The organism is Gemmatimonas aurantiaca T-27, assembly GCF_000010305.1.
Lineage (GTDB): Bacteria > Gemmatimonadota > Gemmatimonadetes > Gemmatimonadales > Gemmatimonadaceae > Gemmatimonas > Gemmatimonas aurantiaca.
Window position 1 is genome coordinate 1,688,683 of record NC_012489.1, and the last position, 18,624, is coordinate 1,707,306.

Below are 18,624 nucleotides of genomic sequence, written 5' to 3' on the forward strand. Positions count from 1 at the left end.
CCCGCCGATGACCCACACGGTCCCACACGGCACTGCGACGAACGCTTCTTCGCATCCCGTTGCCCGCCCACCGGCTGGGCGTGACGTGGAATTGCTGCGTGCGATGCTCGATCGCGTCGACCAGCAGGATCCCGGCGCGTTCAACAATCTGGGGGTGCTGTACCACACACGTGGTCTGCACGCCGAGGCCGTCGAGGCTTTCCTGCGTGCGCTCGCTCTCGATCCGCGTATGCGCACCGCGGCGCGCAATCTCGAACTGGCGGCTGCCAGTCCTGGCGCGTGCGATGATCGTCTGGCCGGTCTTCAGCAGCGGATCGCCGCCGACCCGGACGACCGCGAGGCGCTGCGCGAGCAGGCACACCTGACGCGGGTCATCGGACGCATCCCCGACGCCGTGCGCCAGCTCGACGCCCTCATCGCCGAAGATCCTGACGATGGCGAGGCACTCTTCGAGCGGGGGCTGATCGAACAACGGGCGGGTGATTTGCGTCGCGCCCAGCGCTGGTTTGAACGCGCGGTGAACGCCGGTGCGGTGTCCGATGCCCGGCTGCATCTGGCCGAGGTCCTGTATCAGCGCGGACAGAATGAGCAGGCACTGGAGCTGCTCGACCAACTGCTCGCGGACTCACCGCGACATGCCGACGCACATCTGCTGCGCGGGTTCCTGCTGGGCGATATGGGACATCACGAGCGCGCGATGCAAGCCACACGGCGGGCTGCGGAGCTCAACCCGGCACTGGAGACCGTGCAGAGTGATCTCTCCATCGACAGTGGGTCTACGGCCTTGCTGAACGCCTCATCGGTGATGGTGGTCGATCCCGATGGAGCGCTCGCACGGTACGGACTCGGGTTGGCGTTTCGGCAACGGGGATACTTCCGTGAGGCGCGCGCCGAGTTCGAGCGGGCGATCGTTCACGGCGAAGACGAGCGGCTGGTACAGCACGCGCTGGCTGAACTCGACCTGATCGATGGCAATTCTGCCGGTGCGCAGGCGCGCTATGAACACCTGCTTGCCGAGCAGGAGAGTGCCCGCTGGTGGAACGAGCATGGGGTGGCATTGCATCAGGGCGGAAATGTGGCCTCGGCGGCGGATAGCTACCGACGGGCGCTGCGCATCGATCCCCGCGATGCGCTGGCATACAACAACCTCGGCGTGGCCCTGGCCGATCGTGGCGACACCAATGCGGCACGAGAGGCGCTGACACGATCCGCGGAACTCGATCCGACGTTTGTGCGCGCACGTCGCAATCTGGCGTGTCTGCTGTCGTGGAACGGGGAAGGACTGGCGGCGCTCGATTTGCTTCGAGAGCTGGTGGAGTTTCATCCGCGTGATGCGGAGGCCTGGCACGCCATCGGCCTCGTGTTTGTCTCACTGGAGCGGTTGATCGACGCACGCGAAGCCTTTGTGAAGGCCATCGAGTTGCACGCACGCCATGCGGAAGCCCGCTTTGCGTTGGCCGATGTGCTCGATCGTCTTGGCGACCAGGACGGCGCGGCCCGTGAGACGGAACAGGCGCTGGTGATCTCCCCCGTGCGTGCCGATGCCCGGCTGACCGTGGGCATCGAGTTGCAGTGGGAATGCCCCGATGCCGTGGGTCGGGTGGACTTGCTGCGCTTGTCGGGTGGTGTACCGCTGGTCGGTGTGTCGGTGGACGAGATGCAGGTCAGCGGACTGTTGCCGGAGCAGCCGGCGCTTGCCGTCGCGCAGACGACACTGGAGCGCGCACGCACCGAGTGTGATACGGCCGACGCCTTTGCCGAACGCACGCTGCACGGGGAGGCCGTGGAACGCTATCAGCGCAGCCGCGAGTTGGTGCACGGTCTGGAAGACCGTGATGCCGCAGCGGTCTGGCGTCGGGCGGCAATCGGCGAGGCGCGCTCGCGGTGTCTGCTGCAGCGCGCGGCCACGGCGCGTCCACTACTGGACACACTGAGCACGCAGACTCCGGACGATTCCGAGGTGCTCGCGCTCACGGCGGCGAGTCTGGGCGATGGATCGGGCGAGACGGCCGATGCCGATCGGCACGCGTCCCGCCACACGCTGCTGCGGTTGCTCAAGCAGGACGTGATGAGCCCGGCGTTGCTGCATTTCGCCGGTGATGTGTCGTTGCAGATCGCCGATCGAACGCTGGCGCTGGGATTCTATCGTCGCGCACTCTCCCGCGACCCGATGCGTCCCACGCCACGGGTGGCGATCGCGCGTTTGCTGCGCGAGCAAGGCGATTTGCTCGCCGCGCGGTTGGAAATTGTGGCCGCTCTTGCCGTGGCGCCGGGCTGGCGGGAGGCCCGACTGGAACTGGCCCGTTTGCATCGGGACGCGGCACGTCTCGATGAGGCGCGTCTGGTGCTCGTGACATGCCTGGCCGACGTGCCCACCGATCTGATCGCCCTCGAACTACTCGCCGGTGTGCTCGTGGCGGAAGAACGGGACGACGATGCGCGCGTGGTGGTGGATCGCTTGCTCCGGCACGATCCATCGCGGAGTGCCGCATTGTGGTTCGATGGCGTGCTCCTGGCGCGACAGGCCCGCATGCGGGACGCGCTGGCCAGATGGACACGTGTGGCCAACGATGTCGAAGGCGGCGTATGGCGCGAACGGGCGCAGGCCGCTCTCGAACAGGCGCGCGGTTTTGCGTTGACGGAAGAAGCCCGTGCAACCACGGCGCTCCGTGCGCACACCGAGTCGCCTGCTGATGGTGTAGCACCTGACGCGCTCGCGGCGGACAGCAGCGCGCAGGCCGTGCTGACCTGGCAAGTGGCCTGACCGGGGCGAGTGCATCCATGGGAATCGAAGGACGCCTTCGCGATCTCGGACTGACCGACGTGTTGCAGTTGCTGTCCGGTGGTCGTAAGAGTGGCACACTGTACTGTGACGCCCCGCTGCTCGGCCGTCGGATCCGCCTCGGTTTTTTGCAGGGGCAGATCGTGGAGGCCGTCATCGATGACGCCACGACCGGAACCAGTCGGGCGGTGACAACGAACGACATCCGCGAAGTGGTGCATGAGGGGCTGCGTTGGCGCGACGGCAGTTTCCGGTTCGCCTCGGGCGAGGTGCCGAGCGCGCAATCGTCGATCCGGGTGGCCGTGGAGCCGCTGCTCATGGATAGTGCGCGGCAAGCCGAGGTCTGGTCCCGTATCGAGGGCCGCGTGTCGCATGCCCGCGTGGTGCCGACGTTCATCGACATCGAACCCGAGCAGTTGCCTCTGCTTCGCCTGTCCTCGCAGCAGTGGGAGATCCTGACCCACATCGATGGTGAGCGGGATCTGGTCGCCATCGCGGAGGTGATGGACCGGGAGTTGACGGAGACCGCGGAGCTGGTCCACGACCTCATCGTGGCGGGACTGCTGGTCTTGCGCGAGGCCGCACCGGTTCCGCGGCGCAATCCCACACCGCCGGTGAGCCCGGTCATAGCGGGCGCCAACGATCTGTGGATCCCCGGGGCCGACCCGGAGGACGCCGAAGCGCACTTTGGCGAGGACCAAGACGACACCGTGTTCGATCCGGTGCAGTGGGGGGTGTTCACGGACAATGGCTTGCCACGGCGATCCACACCCTGGCCGCCGCCGCGCGTTGCCCCACCGCTTCCTGAGCCGTCCTTGGATCAGAGAGAACTGGTCGGTGTGGCAGAAGGGCGGGACGGTCCTCTGTTGCAGCGGCTCGGGGACGACTGTGCCCGTCGGGGTGACCTGGCGTCCGCGATCTCGCATTGGGCCGATGCGCTCGATGCTACGGTGCCCGTGGCCGATGTGAATCGGGTGCGCGAAGTGATCTCACTCGCCACTCGACTGCACGCGCTGCTGCAGCCGTAGCGCGACCGTCGTCTCACGCGTCAGTCTCTCGCCACGCGAAGAGGAGCGGGCGCATGCCCATTGTCGATCACGCCACCCGGCTGATCACCTGCAAACTGGTCTACTACGGACCTGGTCGGTCCGGCAAGACGACCAATCTGACATACCTGCATTCGGCATTGCCGCATGAGCAGGTGGGCTCGCTCACGTCCCTCGCTACCCGTCGCGACCGCACGCTGTTCTTCGACTACCTCCCCGTCGACCTCGGCACCGTGGGGGCGTACCGCGTGCGGTTTCAGCTCTACACGGTACCCGGACAGCCATACTATCGGGCCATTCGTCAGTTGGTGCTGCAGGGCGCCGATGGCGTGGCGTTTGTGGCCGACAGCCAGAGCCATCGCTGGGAAGACAACATCGAGAGTCTGCAGGACATGCACGCGAATCTTGCCGAACATGGCGTGGATGCCCGCGCGCTCCCGATCGTGATGCAGTACAACAAGCAGGATCTGCCCTCGTCGCTGGCCGCCAGTGTGGCAGAGCTGTCGGTGGCACTCAATTTCCGCGCGGTGCCGGAGTTCGCCGCCGATGCCCTGACCGGTGTGGGTGTATTCGACACGCTGCGGTCGCTCGGCATGCGTGTGCTGCGACGCCTGGGAGCGGATGATGGCACGGCCGCAGGCCAGCGCGCCGCGGCGGCCATGCGCACGCCGCTGCATGTGCCGGCAATCAACGCGGTGGTGACGACCTCCGGAGCGGCGGCATGACGTCCGCCCTGGATCGGAAGTTGCGCTTCGACACGTTTGTGGTGGGGGGCTCCAATCGGCTCGCCGCATCGGCCGCGCGTGCGGTGGCCGATGCGCCCGGTCAGGCCTACAATCCGCTGTTCGTGTATGGCGAATCCGGGCGCGGGAAAACGCACCTCGTGGCGGCGATCGCCAATCGGGCACAGGAGAACCAGCCGGATTTGCGCGTGCTGTTCTCCTCCGGTGAAGAGGTGGCGGAACATCTGCATCAATCCATCGCGAGTGGACAGCCCCAGCGGTTTCTCGAGCACTATCAGCAGGCCGATCTGCTGATCCTCGACGATGTCCAGTTCCTCACAGGTCAGCGCGAGACGCAGAGTGAGTTGCTGCGATTGCTCAATGTGCTCATGCGCGCCGGTCAGCAGTTGGTGTTCACCAGCGACCGGCAGCCAGCCGACATTCCCGATGTCGATCAGCGCCTGTTGTCGCGCTTGTCCGGTGGATTGGTGGTGGACGTAGGCTCGCCGGACTTCGAGATGCGCCTAGCCATCCTGCGCAACGTCGCCGTGGAGCGACGCACGGATTTTGCGAGCGGTGTACTCGATGAAGTGGCCCGGCTGCCCTTCGCCAATGTGCGGGAATTGAAAGGGGCCCTGAACAAACTGTCGGCGTATCAGCAGCTCGAAGGGCAGCCCGTGAAGGCCGACGATGTGCGCGCCATCGTGGGCGAGCGGAGCACAGCGCCCGCCACCACCCCGGGGGGATCGCTGGCCGTGGGCACGCGCTCTTCGCCGTTGCCGGGGCGCATCGAGGCCATCATTCCTGCGGGCACCGATTACGAGGGGTTTCTCGCGGACGTGCTCAATGAGGTGGAATCGCGCGTCGAGCCGTGGCGGGTGAAGCTTGGCGACGCCATCGCGCACTGGCGTCAGATGGGCTACGTCGTGCGTGTGCTCGAGCGGGCCGTCGCGCTACCGACGGCGCCGGATGTCGACGGTCTGCTCAACGCCTATGGAGTGGCGGTGGAGCGACTGCGGCAACTCGAACATCACGCCGGCAGCCTCGATGCGTCGCTGCGTGGGCACGCCGCCTTTCGAAATCCCGAAGCGATTCCCGCCGCGCAGGCGCTGGTGCAGGAGGCCATCGCGGCCGCGTTGCCGCTGCCTGCGCCGTCGCCGGTCTTTACGCGTGAGTCGCTCCAGATCAGCACCGGTAACCAACTGGCGCTGCGTGCGGTGGACGCCGTGCTCGAAGAGCCCGGTCGCCGATACAATCCGTTGTTGCTGCATGGACCCAGTGGAAGTGGCAAGTCGCATACGGTGCATGCCATCGGCAATGCGATGAAACAGGCAGACGGCCGGCGCGCTGTCGCCTGTCTGTCTGCGGGCACGTTCGTGGAAGAGTTCGTGGCCGCCATGCAGGAAGGTGGTGTGGAGCGCTGGCGTGCGCGGTATCGCGCGGCCGATGTGTTCATCCTCGACGATATCCAGGAGTTGGTGGGCAAGGAGCGCACCCAGGACGAACTGTTCCATCTGTTCAATCATCTCGTCAACCGCGGCAGCCAGGTCGTGCTCACCAGCGATCGGATCCCGCGCGATCTCAATGGGTTTGCCGACCGTCTCCGTTCGCGCTTTGAAGGTGGACTGGTCGTGGCGCTGCCGGCGCGGGAGCGGGTGCGCGTGGAGCAACTGGTGGCGCGCGCGCCTGGTGAACTCGATCGGTTCTACGAGGATCGGGAGAAGACGATGTGGGAGTGGCCGGATTTGGGCAGCCGACTCATCGAGGAATACCGATGATGGAGACGCGCTGAATGGCCATCCGTGGCAACTTGAGCGAGGCGAGCCTCGCTGACGTGCTGCAATTGCTGGCGCTGGGTCAGAAGACCGGCTGCCTGAGTATTGCGCGCGAAGGCAGCTTCGGCACCATCCACTTCGCGAGTGGGCGTATTGTGCACGCATCGCTCGTGAATCGTCGCGACCGTCTCGGGGATCGTCTCGTGCGACTCGGTGTGCTCGCGGCGGACGACCTCACGCGGGTGCTCGCCACGGTGGCGTCCAACGACGATCGCGAACTCGCGCATGCGCTGCTGGCGCTGGGTACGATCGCGCGCGTGACCATTCTGGCCGAGTACCATACGCAGGTCGAAGAAGCCGTGTATCACCTGTTCGGGTGGACCCATGGCACTTTCACCTTCGAGCCCGACGATCATCCCATCGAAGAAACGCCGCTGTTTTCAGTCGGTGCCGACTCGTTGTTGCTGGAAGGCGCGCGGCGTGTGGACGAATGGGCGCTGATTCAAAAGAAGATTCCAAGCCTCGATCTGATCTTCGAGGTGGACGGACTGTTGGTGGCACAGCGCGAGGTGCCGTTGAGCGAAGCGCAGGAGCGTCTCCTGCCCCTGCTGAATGGCACCCATGATGTGTCCAGCCTCATCGAACGCTCGGGGCTTGGTGAGTTCGAGGTCGGGAAGGCGATCTACGGCTTGCTCACCGCCGGCTATGTCCAGCGCGTCGGTCGTAGCGCGGCGCGGCGTCAGCCACCACCGGAGAGCCGCGTCGCGGAATACCGGAATCTTGGCATCGCGTTCTATCGCACCGGCCTGTTGTTCGAAGCGGAGCGCGAATTCCGTCGCGTGCTGGAATTGCGTGACGCCGATGGCATCGCCCGTTTCCATCTGGGTCTCGTGCACACGCGGCGCGAAGAGTGGCGCGAGGCCGCGGAGGCCTTTGCGCGGGCTGCCGAACAGCCCGAGGCGCCGGCTGCGGTGTTTCACAATCTCGCTTTTTGCACCGCGCGGCTGGGCGATATCGGACAGGCGAAGCGTCATCTCGACGAAGCGACCCGCCGCGCGGGCGCTCAGCCGGATCCGCGTATTGCCCTGACCGCAGCGCAGTTTGCGCTTACCGATGGGGACATGGCCGAGGCCGAGGTGCAGTTGGCGCGTGCACGTGCACAGTGGGGAGCCCGACAGCCATCGGCCGCGTGGTTCCATCTGGCTGGCCTCGCCGCCGCCATCGGCGGAGAGAGTGCGCGCGCCCAGGCCCTGCTCGAAGAAGGGTTGACTGCGCATCCGCATGCCGCGCCGCTGCACAATAACCTCGCCGTCGTGCAGGAGCGTCGTGGGAGCTACGAAGCGGCCGCGCGCACGGCGGAGCATGCGCTGCTCGAAGACGCCAATTCCGCGCACTTGCACAAGAATCTCGGGGACTACCTGTATCGGGGCCAACGCTACGACGAAGCGTTCGACGCGCTGACACGTGTCGTGCGTCTGGCACCGAATCATGGCCCCGATGTGTACCTCAAGCTGGGGAATGTGCACTACCGGCGCGGTGCACTCGACGACGCTCGGGCTGCCTGGGAGCAGGCGCTCGCGCTCGATCCCGAGAACCGGATTGTCCATGCCAACCTGGCTGCACTGCCACCGCGTGCAGACGTGTTGGATGTAGATCGTGACGACATACTGGGCGACGTCGCTCAGGTCGGAGCTGCCGTCTGATGACGCCCGCCACGTGTGAACGTGGAACGGGGTGTCATGCGGTGGTCACCGTCCTGACGCGTCGCGCATGAGTCAGATTGCCGTGGGCTCTGCCGACTTTGCCATAGGCGTCGGCGATCTGACGCTGGTGACCGTGGGGCTCGGCTCCTGCGTCGCCATCGTGCTGCACGATGCCGAATCCCGCGTAGGGGCACTGGCGCACGTGCTGTTACCCCATGCGGCGCACACGAGTGGCGTGCACGCCGCTGGCAAGATCGCGTCGTCGGCGGTGCCGGCCATGTTGCAGCAGATGCGTGCGGAAGGGTCGACGGGAGAGGTGCAGGCGCGGCTGGTCGGCGGTGCGTCGATGTTCGCCCCCCTCTTGCGACAGGGCGCAATGAGTATCGGTGCGCGCAATGTGCAGGCGTGTCGGTTGGCCTGCGCCCATCACGGTATTCCGATCGTCGGAGAAGCCGTGGGCGGGGAACGTGGGCGCTCGGTGCGTTTCGAGGTGCGGACGGGTCGTCTGGCGATTCGCACCGTGCTGGGGCCTGACCTTGTCCTCTGACTCGCTTCCCGTGCGGCGCCGTGTGCTGGTGGTGGACGACAGCGCGTTCATGCGCCGATTGGTGTCGGATGTGGTGGTGTCGAGCGGAGAATTCGACGTCATCGGCACCGCGAAGGATGGACACGATGCGCTACGTCAGATCGCCACGCTCGATCCGGATCTTGTCACGCTCGATGTGGACATGCCCGGCCTCGATGGCCTCGCTGCGCTGGATGCCATCATGCAGGATATGCCACGGCCGGTGGTGATGCTGAGCGCCGGGGGCAGCGATGGCGGTGTGGAAGCCACGCTGCGTGCTCTCGAGCGGGGGGCGGTGGAGTTCGTGCGCAAGCCATCGGGGGCCATCAGTCTCGACCTCGAATTGGTGCGCGATCAATTGCTCGAGGCCCTGCGCGCTGCGGCGGTCGTGACGCATGCGCAACTGGTCTCCCGTACCTCCCACCGGCAGCGCGAATCCGTCGATGTGTTTCCCCGGGCTTCCACGTTGGGGGTGCGTGCAGCGGACGAACGATTGTCACATCCACCCACCGCTGTCGTAGTGATGGCTGCCTCCACCGGCGGGCCGGCGGCGCTGGCCGATGTCATTCCGCAGTTGCCGCCCTGGAGAGATGTCGCGGTGCTCGTGGTGCAACACATGCCTGCGGGATTCACGGCCAGTTTTGCCAAGCGTCTGAGTGCGCGTTCCCGATTGCCGGTGCATGAAGCGGTGGACGGTGAGCCGTTGCGCGCCGGGCAGGTGTATGTGGCGCCCGGTGGTCTGCATCTGCGTATCGTCGGCACACCCGCGGCGCCTCAGTTGCGCCTCGATGAAACGCCTCCGTTGTGGGGAGTCCGTCCTGCGGCCGACCATCTGTTCCTCAGTACCGCACACTGCTTTGGCGCCGCCAGCGTAGGGGTGGTGATGACGGGCATGGGACGTGATGCTGCCGAAGGTCTGCAGGCAATTCGCCTGGCTGGCGGACTGGGGCTGGTGCAGGACAGCACTACCTGTGTGGTCCCCGGTATGCCGGAGGCGGCGCGTCGGATGGCGGGAGCGGACGCTGTGGTGCCGTTGCACGAGCTCGCGGCCATGATCACCGCGCATGTCGCCACGCGGCGAAACCGTGGCGCCGCCGACCCGATACCGGCGCTGTCCGTGCCGCGCCCATGAGTAGCGCGCGTTTCCGGTCGGTGCGTGACATCGCCGGCAGCGGCGGTGCGTCGCGGCTGGCGCGGCGTCGGGCTCGACCGGCCGTGGAACGCAGCACCTTCGTGGTGATTTCTCTGGGCGGCGATCGCATGGCTATCGCGGTAGAATCCGTGGAACGTGTGGTGCGCCCCTTCAGCAGCCTTCCTGTGATGCTCTATGACGGTCGCCAACTGCCGTATGCCGATCTGGCCAAACCACTGGGACGCGCCGTGCGGTTCGGTGAAGGGGACCAGCGGCGGGTGCTGATCGTGCGCGACGGCGGGCGACGCTGGGCGGTCCCGGTCGACACGGTACACGAAGTACACGCCATCGAAACCGCGCACGTGCTGCCGATGGATGCCGAAGCCCGCGACGCCTCCGTGGAAGGTGTGCAGGCGCATTTTGAACGGCAGGGGCATGATGTGCTGGTGGTGGATGCCGTGCGCATCCTGTCGCGCACGGCAGCAGCACGGGCTCGCACATGAATGCCGGACATGCGCAGATCGCCGAGCGTCTCGACGCACTCGCGCAGGTGCTCCAGGCACTGCAGACGCCAGCCACGCCGGCACCCACGGTCGATGCCGCAGAGCGGGAGCGCCTCAAACAGGAGATCATCGGCCTGTTCCGGGATGCCGACACGGCGGTGAAAGAAGCGCAGGCGCTCAAGGATGCCGTGAAGGGGCTGGCCGAACAGTGGAAGGCCGTGGAGCGCCAGCACAGCGCATCGACGCCCGCACGATCCGCCGCTCCCACGGTCTCCGGGCGGATCGATCATCTGGGGGCGTCCACCTTCATCGAGAAGGGATGGTCGCGGCTGTCGCTGGGCGATCTCGACAACGCCGAAACCGCCTTGCGTCGTGCACTGGAGCTGGCGCCGGGCAGCAATGAAGCCGAGACGCTGCTGGGGTGGACGCAGATGCTGCAAGGCCATCTGGACGCGGCGCTGACGTCACTGCGGGCCGTGCTGGGGCGCGATGCGTCGCATGCCATGGCTCGCGCCAATCTGGGCTACGTGCGTTGGCGGCAGGGGCAGCACGCCGAAGCCATCGAGCAGCTCGCGACGGTCGTGCGGGCCGACAGCGACCGGAAGGCCACGCTGTATGCGCACCTCTATCTGGGCATGGTGTACTTCGATCGTGAGATGTACGACGATGCCGAGCGCTTTCACCGGGCGGCACTCGAACGCGGACCCAATCTGCTGCAGGGCTGGTACGAACTTGGGCGCACCTACTGGTTCAGTGATCGTCGCTCCGAAGCGATGGCTGCGTGGAAAAGTGGCGCCGAAGCGAACAAGTTCAGTCCATGGGGGAAGCGCTGCGCGGAGTTGCTGGCATCGATCACCGAGGGTGGAGCACCCGCACGCGAGCTCTGATCACGCGTGCCGCGCGGTGGTGCGCTGTAGTGGCGGCAACGCTGGGCGTGCTATCGACGGGTGCATCGGTATCGTCGGCACCGCTGTATGCGCAGGGGCCGTCTCGAAGTGCTTCCGCGCAGTCGGTACCCTCCACCGGCGTGCGGCTCGATGAAGGGCGGTTCACGGTGGTCTCCGAGCAGCGGGATGAGCGGCTCGCACGATCGCTGCTGGCCGCCGCGTTGGCACGGGACACCTTTCCCGGCCTGCCACGCCCGCGCGCTCATGTACTCATCGCAATCGCGCCCGACATCGCCCGGTTCCGCGCGTGGGTGGGGCCCTATGCGCCCGAATGGGGCGCTGCCATCGCTTTCCCTGACGAACAACGGCTGGTGATGCAGGGCAGTGCGGCCAGTACCGATGCCGGCGATCCACTGGTGGTGCTGCGCCATGAGCTGGCCCACCTGGCCCTGCATGAACACATGGACCGGCTGCCGTCACGTTGGTTCGATGAAGGGTATGCCAGCGTCGCGGCCGGCGAGTTCACACGAGAGCAGGTGTTCGAAACGTCGATGGGGATGGTGTGGCGCACGCTGCCGTCGCTGGAAGCGCTGGAAGACGGCTTTCGTCGGGGTGGTATGGAGGCGTCGTGGAGCTATGCGATGGCCCATCGCATCGTGAGCGAACTGACCACACTGGGTGGAGCCCGCGGTCTCGACAATTTTTTCGTCTACTGGAAGGCCACCGGGTCGTTCGAAAAGGCGGTGCGTGAGGCGTACGGCATCACGGGCGAGGCCTTCGAGAAACACTGGCAGCAGCAGACCCGGCGCCGGTATGGGGCGCTGGCGGTGGTCACCAACGTGTCGGCAGCGGTAGGGCTCTTCGCGGTGCTGCTGGTGCCGCTGTTCGTGAGCAAACGTCGACGGGACCGTCGACGTCTCGACGCCATGCGTCTGGCGGATGCCCAGCAGGAGGCTGCGGCACGTGCCAGTGCCCTGCAGGCCCTGATCGACGCGGCGGCCCTGGCCGAGGCGACACCCTGGGCGGAGCAGACGGCCGGAGGCGAAGTGGCCGGGGAAGAATACCCGGAAGCGGTCCACGGCGAGCTCGGCGAGGGACCAGACGAGATGGCGGGTGACCGTGCCCCCGATGATGCGGAGGCACCCTTGCCGCCCCACCCCGAAGCTCGGTATCCTGCGACATGACCGAGACACAAAATCCCCGATCCCGCGCCCTGCTGTTCTGGGGAGCGGCTGCGGCCGCGCTGCTGTTGGGCTATCTGGATCTGTGGCGTGGTGGTGAAACCATCGCCCCGCTGCTGCTGGTCCTGGGGTATGTGGTGCTTGTCCCGCTGGCCATCCTCAAGGGATAAAGCGCAGAAACCGGCGTTGGACGGACGCGACGGGGGACCATCCCCCGGCCGAACGTGACATTCCGGTTAATTTCTCGCACAAGCAGGAACGGCGCCTTCGGACCGTTGTACTTTGTTCAACGGACGGTTCGGACAGGGCGTAGCTGCGGGCGAATAGCTCAGCTGGTTAGAGCACCTGTCTTACACACAGGGGGTCGGGGGTTCGAATCCCTCTTCGCCCATCCCGTCCGGACCGTGGTCGCGTGCGTTGCTTGCCACCGCGGGTCGGATGTCGCAGTTTCGGTTTCCCCCCAGACCCCACGGCTTGCGCACGGCCTGCGGGTTGTCAAAGCCCGGGAGCCCCGGGTCCCACGGTTCACGGTGCGGAGGTTACGACATTGATGTCACGGCATTTCCAGGCGTTGGCAGGGATCAGTTTGGCCCTCGGTGGCTCGCTCGTGCCTTCGATGGCGTCGGCGCAGTACAATCGCGTCCCCGATCCGAACGCCAAGCGCGTGATGGTCGCGGTGTTCCGTTCCGGCGAGAAGGGCCTGGGGGTGCAGGCCGCGGACGCACTGCGCTCGCGCATGACCAGCGATTTCCCGTTCAAGCAGGTGTATGTCCTGCCGAAGCAGGACATCGTCGCCACCCTCGAAGCCTCGGGCTTCCCGGTGGCCGACGCGCTCGAGCCGCATGACCAGAAGGCACTGGCCACCATCCTCCGCGCCGATGAGTACCTCGCCGGCACCGTCACGAAGACGGCGACGGGTGTGAAGGTCGAAGGCCAGCTCGTCCTGTCGCGTGACAACTCGCTGGTGCAGCCGTTGGGCACGTACGAAGCGAAGAGCGTCGGCGACGCGACCAAGGAAATTTCCCGCGAGCTGAAGGAAGCCCGCAAGCAGCTCGAGTTCGAGCAGAAGTGCTCCAACCTCGGCCGCCAGGGTCAGTACGATCAGGCGATCGCTGCCGCCAAGGAAGGCATCGCGGCCTACCCGAAGGCGACGCTGGCCCGTACCTGCTGGGCGCAGGTGCTCATCTCGCAGAAGGCACCGCCGGCGCAGATGCTCGAGGTCTCCCGCGAGATCGTGAACATCGACCCGAAGAGCAAGCAGGGCCTCGCCATCCTCGCGCAGGCGTATCGTGATCTGAACCAGCAGGACTCGTCGGTGGTGACGCTGACCCGCCTGCTGGCCACGGACCCGAAGAACCCGCGCCTCCAGAAGGACGTGGTCGATGCACTCACGTCGATGGCCAACCCGGCCATTGCTCGTCCGATCATCGACGAAGCCGTTGCCAGCAACCCGGGCGACCCGGAGCTGCTCCGCGCCCGGTGGTTCATCCTGCTCGGCCAGCGTGACTTCAAGGAAGCGTTCACGCAGGGCGATGAGCTGGTGAAGCTCGATACGTCCTTCGCTGACACGACCTACTTCATCCGTACCGCGCGTGCCTATGCGGCGGACAGCCAGGCGCAGAAGGCGGCCGAGACGGCGGCGAAGGGCCTGCAGAAGTTCCCGAACCAGCCGGCGCTGATGTACGAGCAGATCTTCTCGCTGCGTGCTGCGGGGCAGTTGCAGCCGGCGCTTGAAGCGCTCGATCGTGCGATCGCCGCGAAGGTGCCGGTGGAGAACGCGTCGGTGTTCCGTATCCAGCTCCTCAAGGACCTTGGAAAGGCCGACGAAGTGCTGCCCGCCATCCGGACGGCCATCGCCGCTGGAGACACGGCCAGCAACCTGCGCGTGTTGCTCATGCAGTCGGCCAACGACAGCTATCGCAAGGCGGCTGCCAGCAAGACCCCGGAAGATTTCCAGGCGGCTGTCGACATCCTGAAGTACGCGGATGAAGCGACGACGGGAGCACTCAAGGGGCAGGCGCAGTTCCTCCTCGGTGCCACGTACGTGCAGTTCGGACAGGCCAAGCTCGGTGCTGCGCAGACCGAGAAGTCCTGCCAGCCGGCGAAGGACGCCAAGGACATGTTCGTCGAAGCGCAGATCCTGCTGCCGAAGGGCGGTGCGACGGCTCCGGATGCCGTTCGCCAACTGATGGGCGCGCTGATGCAGCTCGACCCGGCCGCCGACCAGATGGTCAAGGCGTTCTGCAAGTAATCGCACTGTTGGACTGAAACGGGCCCGCCGTCTTCTGACGGCGGGCCCGTTTTTCTTTCTGATGCTCCGGGTTTCGACGGGCGGATCACATCCGTTTCTGTATTCGGGTAGTGCACATTTTGCGTTCGAAGCCGTCGCTTGACGCTGCTCCATCGTTTCCGCTAACATGACCCCCCACCGACGCGCCCCTTTTGCGCGCGGTCCGTTGCATCTTTCGTCTATGTGGCGTCCCAACGTGTTTCCCGTCAGCGCGTGACCCCGGTTCGCTCAGCCCCCTCGGGCCGCACCGGCACGTATCATGTGCCCGTCCTGCTCAGCGAGATCGAGACGATGCTCGCGAATGCCACCACCGTGCTCGATTGCACGCTCGGCGGCGGTGGGCACACGGCCGCTTTCCTCGAGCGCGGTGTGCGCGTGACCGGTGTGGATCGTGATCCGCGGGCGCTGGCCGCCGCGCGTGAACGGCTCGGGGAGTACGAGCGATCCGGTCAGTTTCGGGCCGTGCTCGCCAACTACGCGGCACTCGAAGAAGCGGGCTTCTCCACCGACGATCGTTTCGATGGCATCCTGCTCGATCTCGGCGTGTCTTCACACCAGTTCGATGATGCGTCGCGCGGGTTCACGTTTCGCGAAGGCGCGCCACTCGACATGCGCATGGGCACAGACGCGGATCTGGATGCCGGCGAGTTGTTGAACACCATCGACGAGGTGGATCTCTCGGCGTTGCTGCGCGCGTACGCGGACGAGCCACGCGCAGCACGGATGGCGCGGGAGATCGTGCGTCGACGGGAACGGCGCCCATTCGCCACGGCCGATGACCTCGTCGATGCCATTCGCGCTGTGTTGGGACCGCGCAGTGGCGCGCCTGATTTTGCGCGCATCTTTCAGGCGGTGCGCATTGCGGTGAACGACGAACTCTCCGGTCTGGAGCGTGCGCTGCCGGCCCTTCGGGATCGTCTGACGCCGGGCGGCGTGTTGGCCATCATCTCGTATCACTCGGGCGAAGATCGGCTGGTGAAGAACGCCTTCCGCGACTGGAGTGCGAGTTGTGTGTGCCCGCCGCGCCAGTTTGTCTGCACCTGCCGCGGTCGTCCGCTCGGCGATACCATCACGCGCAAACCGGTGAGTGCCACCGAGCAGGAAATCGATCAGAACACCCGGGCCCGCAGTGCGCGGTTGCGCGCATGGCGATCGGCATGACGCGCTCGATCGGTCCGCTCCGGTGATGGCGCGCGCGCGTCGAACGAAGAGCACCCTCAAGGGGCGTTCGATCGTGGCGATCAGCCTGGGGCTTTTTGTCGCCGTGACGGCCATCGTAGTGTGGCGCCGCAGTGTGGGCGTTGGCACGGCGCGGGACATGCAGCGCATGGAGGCCGAGCGGCGCGCGTTGCGCTCTGAGCGCATCACGCTCGAGAACGAATTGCGTCGTGCCATGGGGCGCCGTCAGGTCGTGCAGGAGGCGGAACGGCGTCTCGGTATGCACGTGGCCACCGAAGCGCAAACCCGGTTCCTAGCGGAAGGTGCGCGGAGCGCCACGCCGACGGACTCCGGTACACCGTGACACACTATCCGCTCGACGCCGATCCACGAACGGCGGGCACCGCACAACCGGTGGGCGACCCCGTCACGGCGGAGCAGACGCCGCTGCCGGTGAGTCGGGGCCGTTCGGCATTTGTGCATGTGACCCTGGTGCTGTTCGCCGCCGCGATTGTCGCGCGCGCGGCGCAGATCCAGTTGGTGGAGCGGGAATCGTGGCAGCGTATTGCCGAGCGGCAGCATGTGAAGGATCTGGCCGTGGCGCCGCCGCGCGGTGCCATTCTGGAAGCGACCGGCAATGTGCTTGTCGAGACGCGCGAGCAGATGAAGCTCGTCATCGAGCCGCACAACCTGACGTCGGTCAAGCGGAAAGGAAAAGACGGCAAGACACGCACCGTGGATACCCGCGCGATTGTGCGACGCGGGTTGCGTGAGTTGCGGGTCTCTGACGCGAACATGCGTCGGGTGTTCAACAACCCCAAGGCCCGATGGGTGGAGTTGCCGTACCGGTTTCTCCCGGCCGATCTCGATCGATTCAAGGGATTGCCGGGTGTGAAAACGGTTTCCGTGCTCACGCGCGTGAATGCGACACCAGAAGGGCTGCGTGGGATCGTGGGGGCACTCAATCCAGACGGTGCGCCGGTTGGTGGCATCGAGATGGAGCTCGATCCGTTCCTGCGTGGTGAAGCCGGTCATACGCCCGTGGTTCTCGATGGACGCGGGGGACGCATTGGTTCGCCCATGCTCACGCCGGTGGAAGCGCGGCCCGGTCACACGGTCACGCTGACCATCAACCAGTCGTTGCAGGAGATTGCCGAACAGGCGCTCACGGATGCGCGCAAGCGCACCGGTGCATCGGGTGGTGATGTGGTCATCCTCGATCCACGCGACGGGGCCATTCTCGCGTTGGCCGGTGTGCGCGACGGCAAGGCGGCACTCACCAGCACGCCGCTGGCGGAGCCGTACGAACCGGGCTCAGTCATGAAGCCCTTCGTGGTATCGCGGCTGCTCGATGCTGGTCGGGCGCAACCCGACGAGATGCTCAACACCGAAAATGGCACCTGGTCGGTGGCTGGGCGCACGCTGAGCGATGAGCACAAGGCCGCCAGCATGTCGGTGCGCGACATCATTCGGTTTTCGAGCAACATCGGCACCGCCAAGCTGGCGATGCGCTTCAATGAGCAGCAGGAGTATCAGGCCCTTCGGGACTTTGGATTTGGCAACTACACGGGTGTGCCATATCCCGCTGAGTCGCGTGGGCGTCTGTCGCTGCCAAAAGAGTGGGGCAAGATGACACCGGCATCGGTGGCGATCGGCTATGAGATGATGGCCACGCCCGTGCAGATCGCCACCGCCTATGCTGCGTTGGCCAATGATGGAGAACTGCTGCAGCCGGTGCTGGTGCGTGAGGTGCGGGACAGCGAAGGCCGCGTGGTGTTTCAGCATCGCAAGCGCGCGATCCGGCAGGTGGTGACGCCGGCAACCGCCGCATTGATGCGCACGATGTTGAAGAGCGTGGTGGACAGCGGTACGGCACGCGCCGCGAACTTGGCCACCTTCGATGTGGCCGGCAAATCCGGCACCGCGCGTCGTCTGATACCGGGGCAGGGTTATGTGCCTGGCCGATACAACGCGAGTTTTGCCGGCATGTTCCCGGCCGAAGATCCGCAGTATGTGATCGTGGCGCGGCTGATCGACCCCGAAGGTACGTACTTCGGTGGCATTGTGTCGGGCGCCATGGCCAACATGATCCTGCAGAATGCACTCGCCACACGGGATGCGTCGCTCGATCGTGGGGCACTGGCCCGTGTGGCACGTCCGATTCCGGTGGCTCCGGTCAAGCCGTTGTCTCCCGAAGCGTTGCGTATTGCGGCGCGGGATTCGGCCCGACGGGATTCGCTCAAGGCTCCCCCACCGCCAAAGGCGGAACCCTTGCCGGGGCCAGCTCGCGTGGTGGTGGACTTGCCCTTCGATGCGCAGAGAGCGAACGCACGGCGCGTCAGCGACAACGCCGAATTGCAGCTCGTACCATCGGTGTATGGTCTCGACGCACGCGAGGCGGTGCGTGTGCTGTATGCTGCGGGGTTCCAGGTGAGTGTGACGAGTGGAGGTGATGCGCGCTATGGTGATGCGCGGGACACCGATGTGCGCACACGTCCTGCTACGGGCACCGCATTGCGGAGCGGCGCCACCGTGTTGCTCGAAGTACCGCGCTTCGCTGTGGCCGCCGCGCCGCGGGCCGCTACGTCGGCGCCCGCTGCCGGTGCAGAAGCTGGAAGCACGTCTGCCGCAAAACCATCGACCGCTGGGCCGACGTCTCGATCTGCTGCCAAGCCATCGACGAAGTCGCCCGCAAAATCGGCGGCGAAGCCGTCCAAGAAACCCTCCGCCAAGACGCCGGCAAAATCCTCTGGCAGGTCCTCGGCGCGGGGCGCCACGAAAGCCACGCGACAGAGCACCGCTGGCAAGGCCAAGCCACGTGCCGGGTCTTCCACGTCTCGCCCGTCGTCGCGCAGTGCCGGCGCAACGGATCGCCACTGA

General features: G+C 66.0%; 15 protein-coding genes and 1 tRNA gene. All 16 read left to right on the plus strand.

Features of this window, described 5'->3' with window-relative positions; all coding sequences use genetic code 11:
- The first annotated feature begins 7 nt into the window (after window positions 1–7).
- Complete coding sequence (locus GAU_RS07195) at window positions 8–2,764, plus strand: tetratricopeptide repeat protein (protein ID WP_012682897.1); 2,757 nt, start codon at window positions 8–10, stop codon at window positions 2,762–2,764.
- A 17-nt stretch (window positions 2,765–2,781) separates the two neighbouring features.
- Window positions 2,782–3,810, plus strand: coding sequence for a DUF4388 domain-containing protein (locus GAU_RS07200; RefSeq protein ID WP_012682898.1), 1,029 nt, complete (start codon window positions 2,782–2,784; stop codon window positions 3,808–3,810).
- Window positions 3,811–3,863: 53 nt separating this feature from the next.
- On the plus strand, window positions 3,864–4,553 hold the full coding sequence (locus GAU_RS07205; protein WP_012682899.1) for a GTP-binding protein: 690 nt from the start codon (window positions 3,864–3,866) through the stop codon (window positions 4,551–4,553).
- Window positions 4,550–6,328, plus strand: a complete 1,779-nt coding sequence (locus GAU_RS20605) for a DnaA/Hda family protein (RefSeq protein ID WP_012682900.1) — start codon at window positions 4,550–4,552, stop codon at window positions 6,326–6,328. The genes GAU_RS07205 and GAU_RS20605 overlap by 4 nt, the downstream gene beginning before the upstream one ends.
- Window positions 6,329–6,342: 14 nt before the next feature.
- Window positions 6,343–8,028, plus strand: coding sequence for a DUF4388 domain-containing protein (locus GAU_RS07215; RefSeq protein WP_012682901.1), 1,686 nt, complete (start codon window positions 6,343–6,345; stop codon window positions 8,026–8,028).
- A 67-nt stretch (window positions 8,029–8,095) separates the two neighbouring features.
- Window positions 8,096–8,575, plus strand: coding sequence for a chemotaxis protein CheD (locus GAU_RS07220; RefSeq protein ID WP_052574299.1), 480 nt, complete (start codon window positions 8,096–8,098; stop codon window positions 8,573–8,575).
- Window positions 8,565–9,725, plus strand: a complete 1,161-nt coding sequence (gene cheB, locus GAU_RS07225) for a chemotaxis-specific protein-glutamate methyltransferase CheB (protein ID WP_197526061.1) — start codon at window positions 8,565–8,567, stop codon at window positions 9,723–9,725. Before GAU_RS07220 ends, cheB begins: the two co-directional genes overlap by 11 nt.
- Window positions 9,722–10,228 carry a chemotaxis protein CheW gene (locus GAU_RS07230; protein ID WP_012682904.1) on the plus strand — a complete coding sequence of 169 codons (507 nt, stop codon included), beginning with the start codon at window positions 9,722–9,724 and terminating at the stop codon, window positions 10,226–10,228. The genes cheB and GAU_RS07230 overlap by 4 nt, the downstream gene beginning before the upstream one ends.
- Window positions 10,225–11,115: a tetratricopeptide repeat protein gene (locus tag GAU_RS07235; RefSeq protein ID WP_012682905.1), complete on the plus strand. Its 891-nt coding sequence runs from the start codon at window positions 10,225–10,227 to the stop codon at window positions 11,113–11,115. The genes GAU_RS07230 and GAU_RS07235 overlap by 4 nt, the downstream gene beginning before the upstream one ends.
- Window positions 11,116–11,144: 29 nt before the next feature.
- Window positions 11,145–12,299, plus strand: a complete 1,155-nt coding sequence (locus tag GAU_RS07240) for a peptidase MA family metallohydrolase (protein ID WP_012682906.1) — start codon at window positions 11,145–11,147, stop codon at window positions 12,297–12,299.
- Window positions 12,296–12,466 (plus strand): hypothetical protein, encoded by a 171-nt coding sequence (locus GAU_RS22185; RefSeq protein ID WP_012682907.1) that lies wholly within the window; start codon window positions 12,296–12,298, stop codon window positions 12,464–12,466. Before GAU_RS07240 ends, GAU_RS22185 begins: the two co-directional genes overlap by 4 nt.
- Before the next feature lie 147 nt (window positions 12,467–12,613).
- Window positions 12,614–12,687: transfer RNA gene (locus tag GAU_RS07245), tRNA-Val, on the plus strand.
- 159 nt (window positions 12,688–12,846) lie between these two features.
- A complete protein-coding gene (locus GAU_RS07250; protein ID WP_041265362.1) occupies window positions 12,847–14,547 on the plus strand; it encodes a tetratricopeptide repeat protein in 1,701 nt (566 codons plus the stop codon).
- 252 nt (window positions 14,548–14,799) lie between these two features.
- Window positions 14,800–15,747 carry a 16S rRNA (cytosine(1402)-N(4))-methyltransferase RsmH gene (gene rsmH / locus GAU_RS07255; RefSeq protein WP_012682909.1) on the plus strand — a complete coding sequence of 316 codons (948 nt, stop codon included), beginning with the start codon at window positions 14,800–14,802 and terminating at the stop codon, window positions 15,745–15,747.
- A gap of 25 nt (window positions 15,748–15,772) precedes the next feature.
- Window positions 15,773–16,108 carry a hypothetical protein gene (locus GAU_RS07260; RefSeq protein ID WP_156798938.1) on the plus strand — a complete coding sequence of 112 codons (336 nt, stop codon included), beginning with the start codon at window positions 15,773–15,775 and terminating at the stop codon, window positions 16,106–16,108.
- Window positions 16,105–18,624 (plus strand): penicillin-binding transpeptidase domain-containing protein, encoded by a 2,520-nt coding sequence (locus GAU_RS07265; RefSeq protein ID WP_012682911.1) that lies wholly within the window; start codon window positions 16,105–16,107, stop codon window positions 18,622–18,624. Before GAU_RS07260 ends, GAU_RS07265 begins: the two co-directional genes overlap by 4 nt.

Bases quoted from the DNA above. Each gene is read 5' to 3' on its own strand.
- GAU_RS07195 (WP_012682897.1), top strand. From the start codon at position 8: ATGACCCACACGGTCCCACACGGCACTGCGACGAACGCTTCTTCGCAT.
- GAU_RS07200 (WP_012682898.1), top strand. From the start codon at position 2,782: ATGGGAATCGAAGGACGCCTTCGCGATCTCGGACTGACCGACGTGTTG.
- GAU_RS07205 (WP_012682899.1), top strand. From the start codon at position 3,864: ATGCCCATTGTCGATCACGCCACCCGGCTGATCACCTGCAAACTGGTC.
- GAU_RS20605 (WP_012682900.1), top strand. From the start codon at position 4,550: ATGACGTCCGCCCTGGATCGGAAGTTGCGCTTCGACACGTTTGTGGTG.
- GAU_RS07215 (WP_012682901.1), top strand. From the start codon at position 6,343: ATGGCCATCCGTGGCAACTTGAGCGAGGCGAGCCTCGCTGACGTGCTG.
- GAU_RS07220 (WP_052574299.1), top strand. From the start codon at position 8,096: ATGAGTCAGATTGCCGTGGGCTCTGCCGACTTTGCCATAGGCGTCGGC.
- GAU_RS07230 (WP_012682904.1), top strand. From the start codon at position 9,722: ATGAGTAGCGCGCGTTTCCGGTCGGTGCGTGACATCGCCGGCAGCGGC.
- GAU_RS07235 (WP_012682905.1), top strand. From the start codon at position 10,225: ATGAATGCCGGACATGCGCAGATCGCCGAGCGTCTCGACGCACTCGCG.
- GAU_RS22185 (WP_012682907.1), top strand. From the start codon at position 12,296: ATGACCGAGACACAAAATCCCCGATCCCGCGCCCTGCTGTTCTGGGGA.
- GAU_RS07250 (WP_041265362.1), top strand. From the start codon at position 12,847: ATGTCACGGCATTTCCAGGCGTTGGCAGGGATCAGTTTGGCCCTCGGT.
- GAU_RS07260 (WP_156798938.1), top strand. From the start codon at position 15,773: ATGGCGCGCGCGCGTCGAACGAAGAGCACCCTCAAGGGGCGTTCGATC.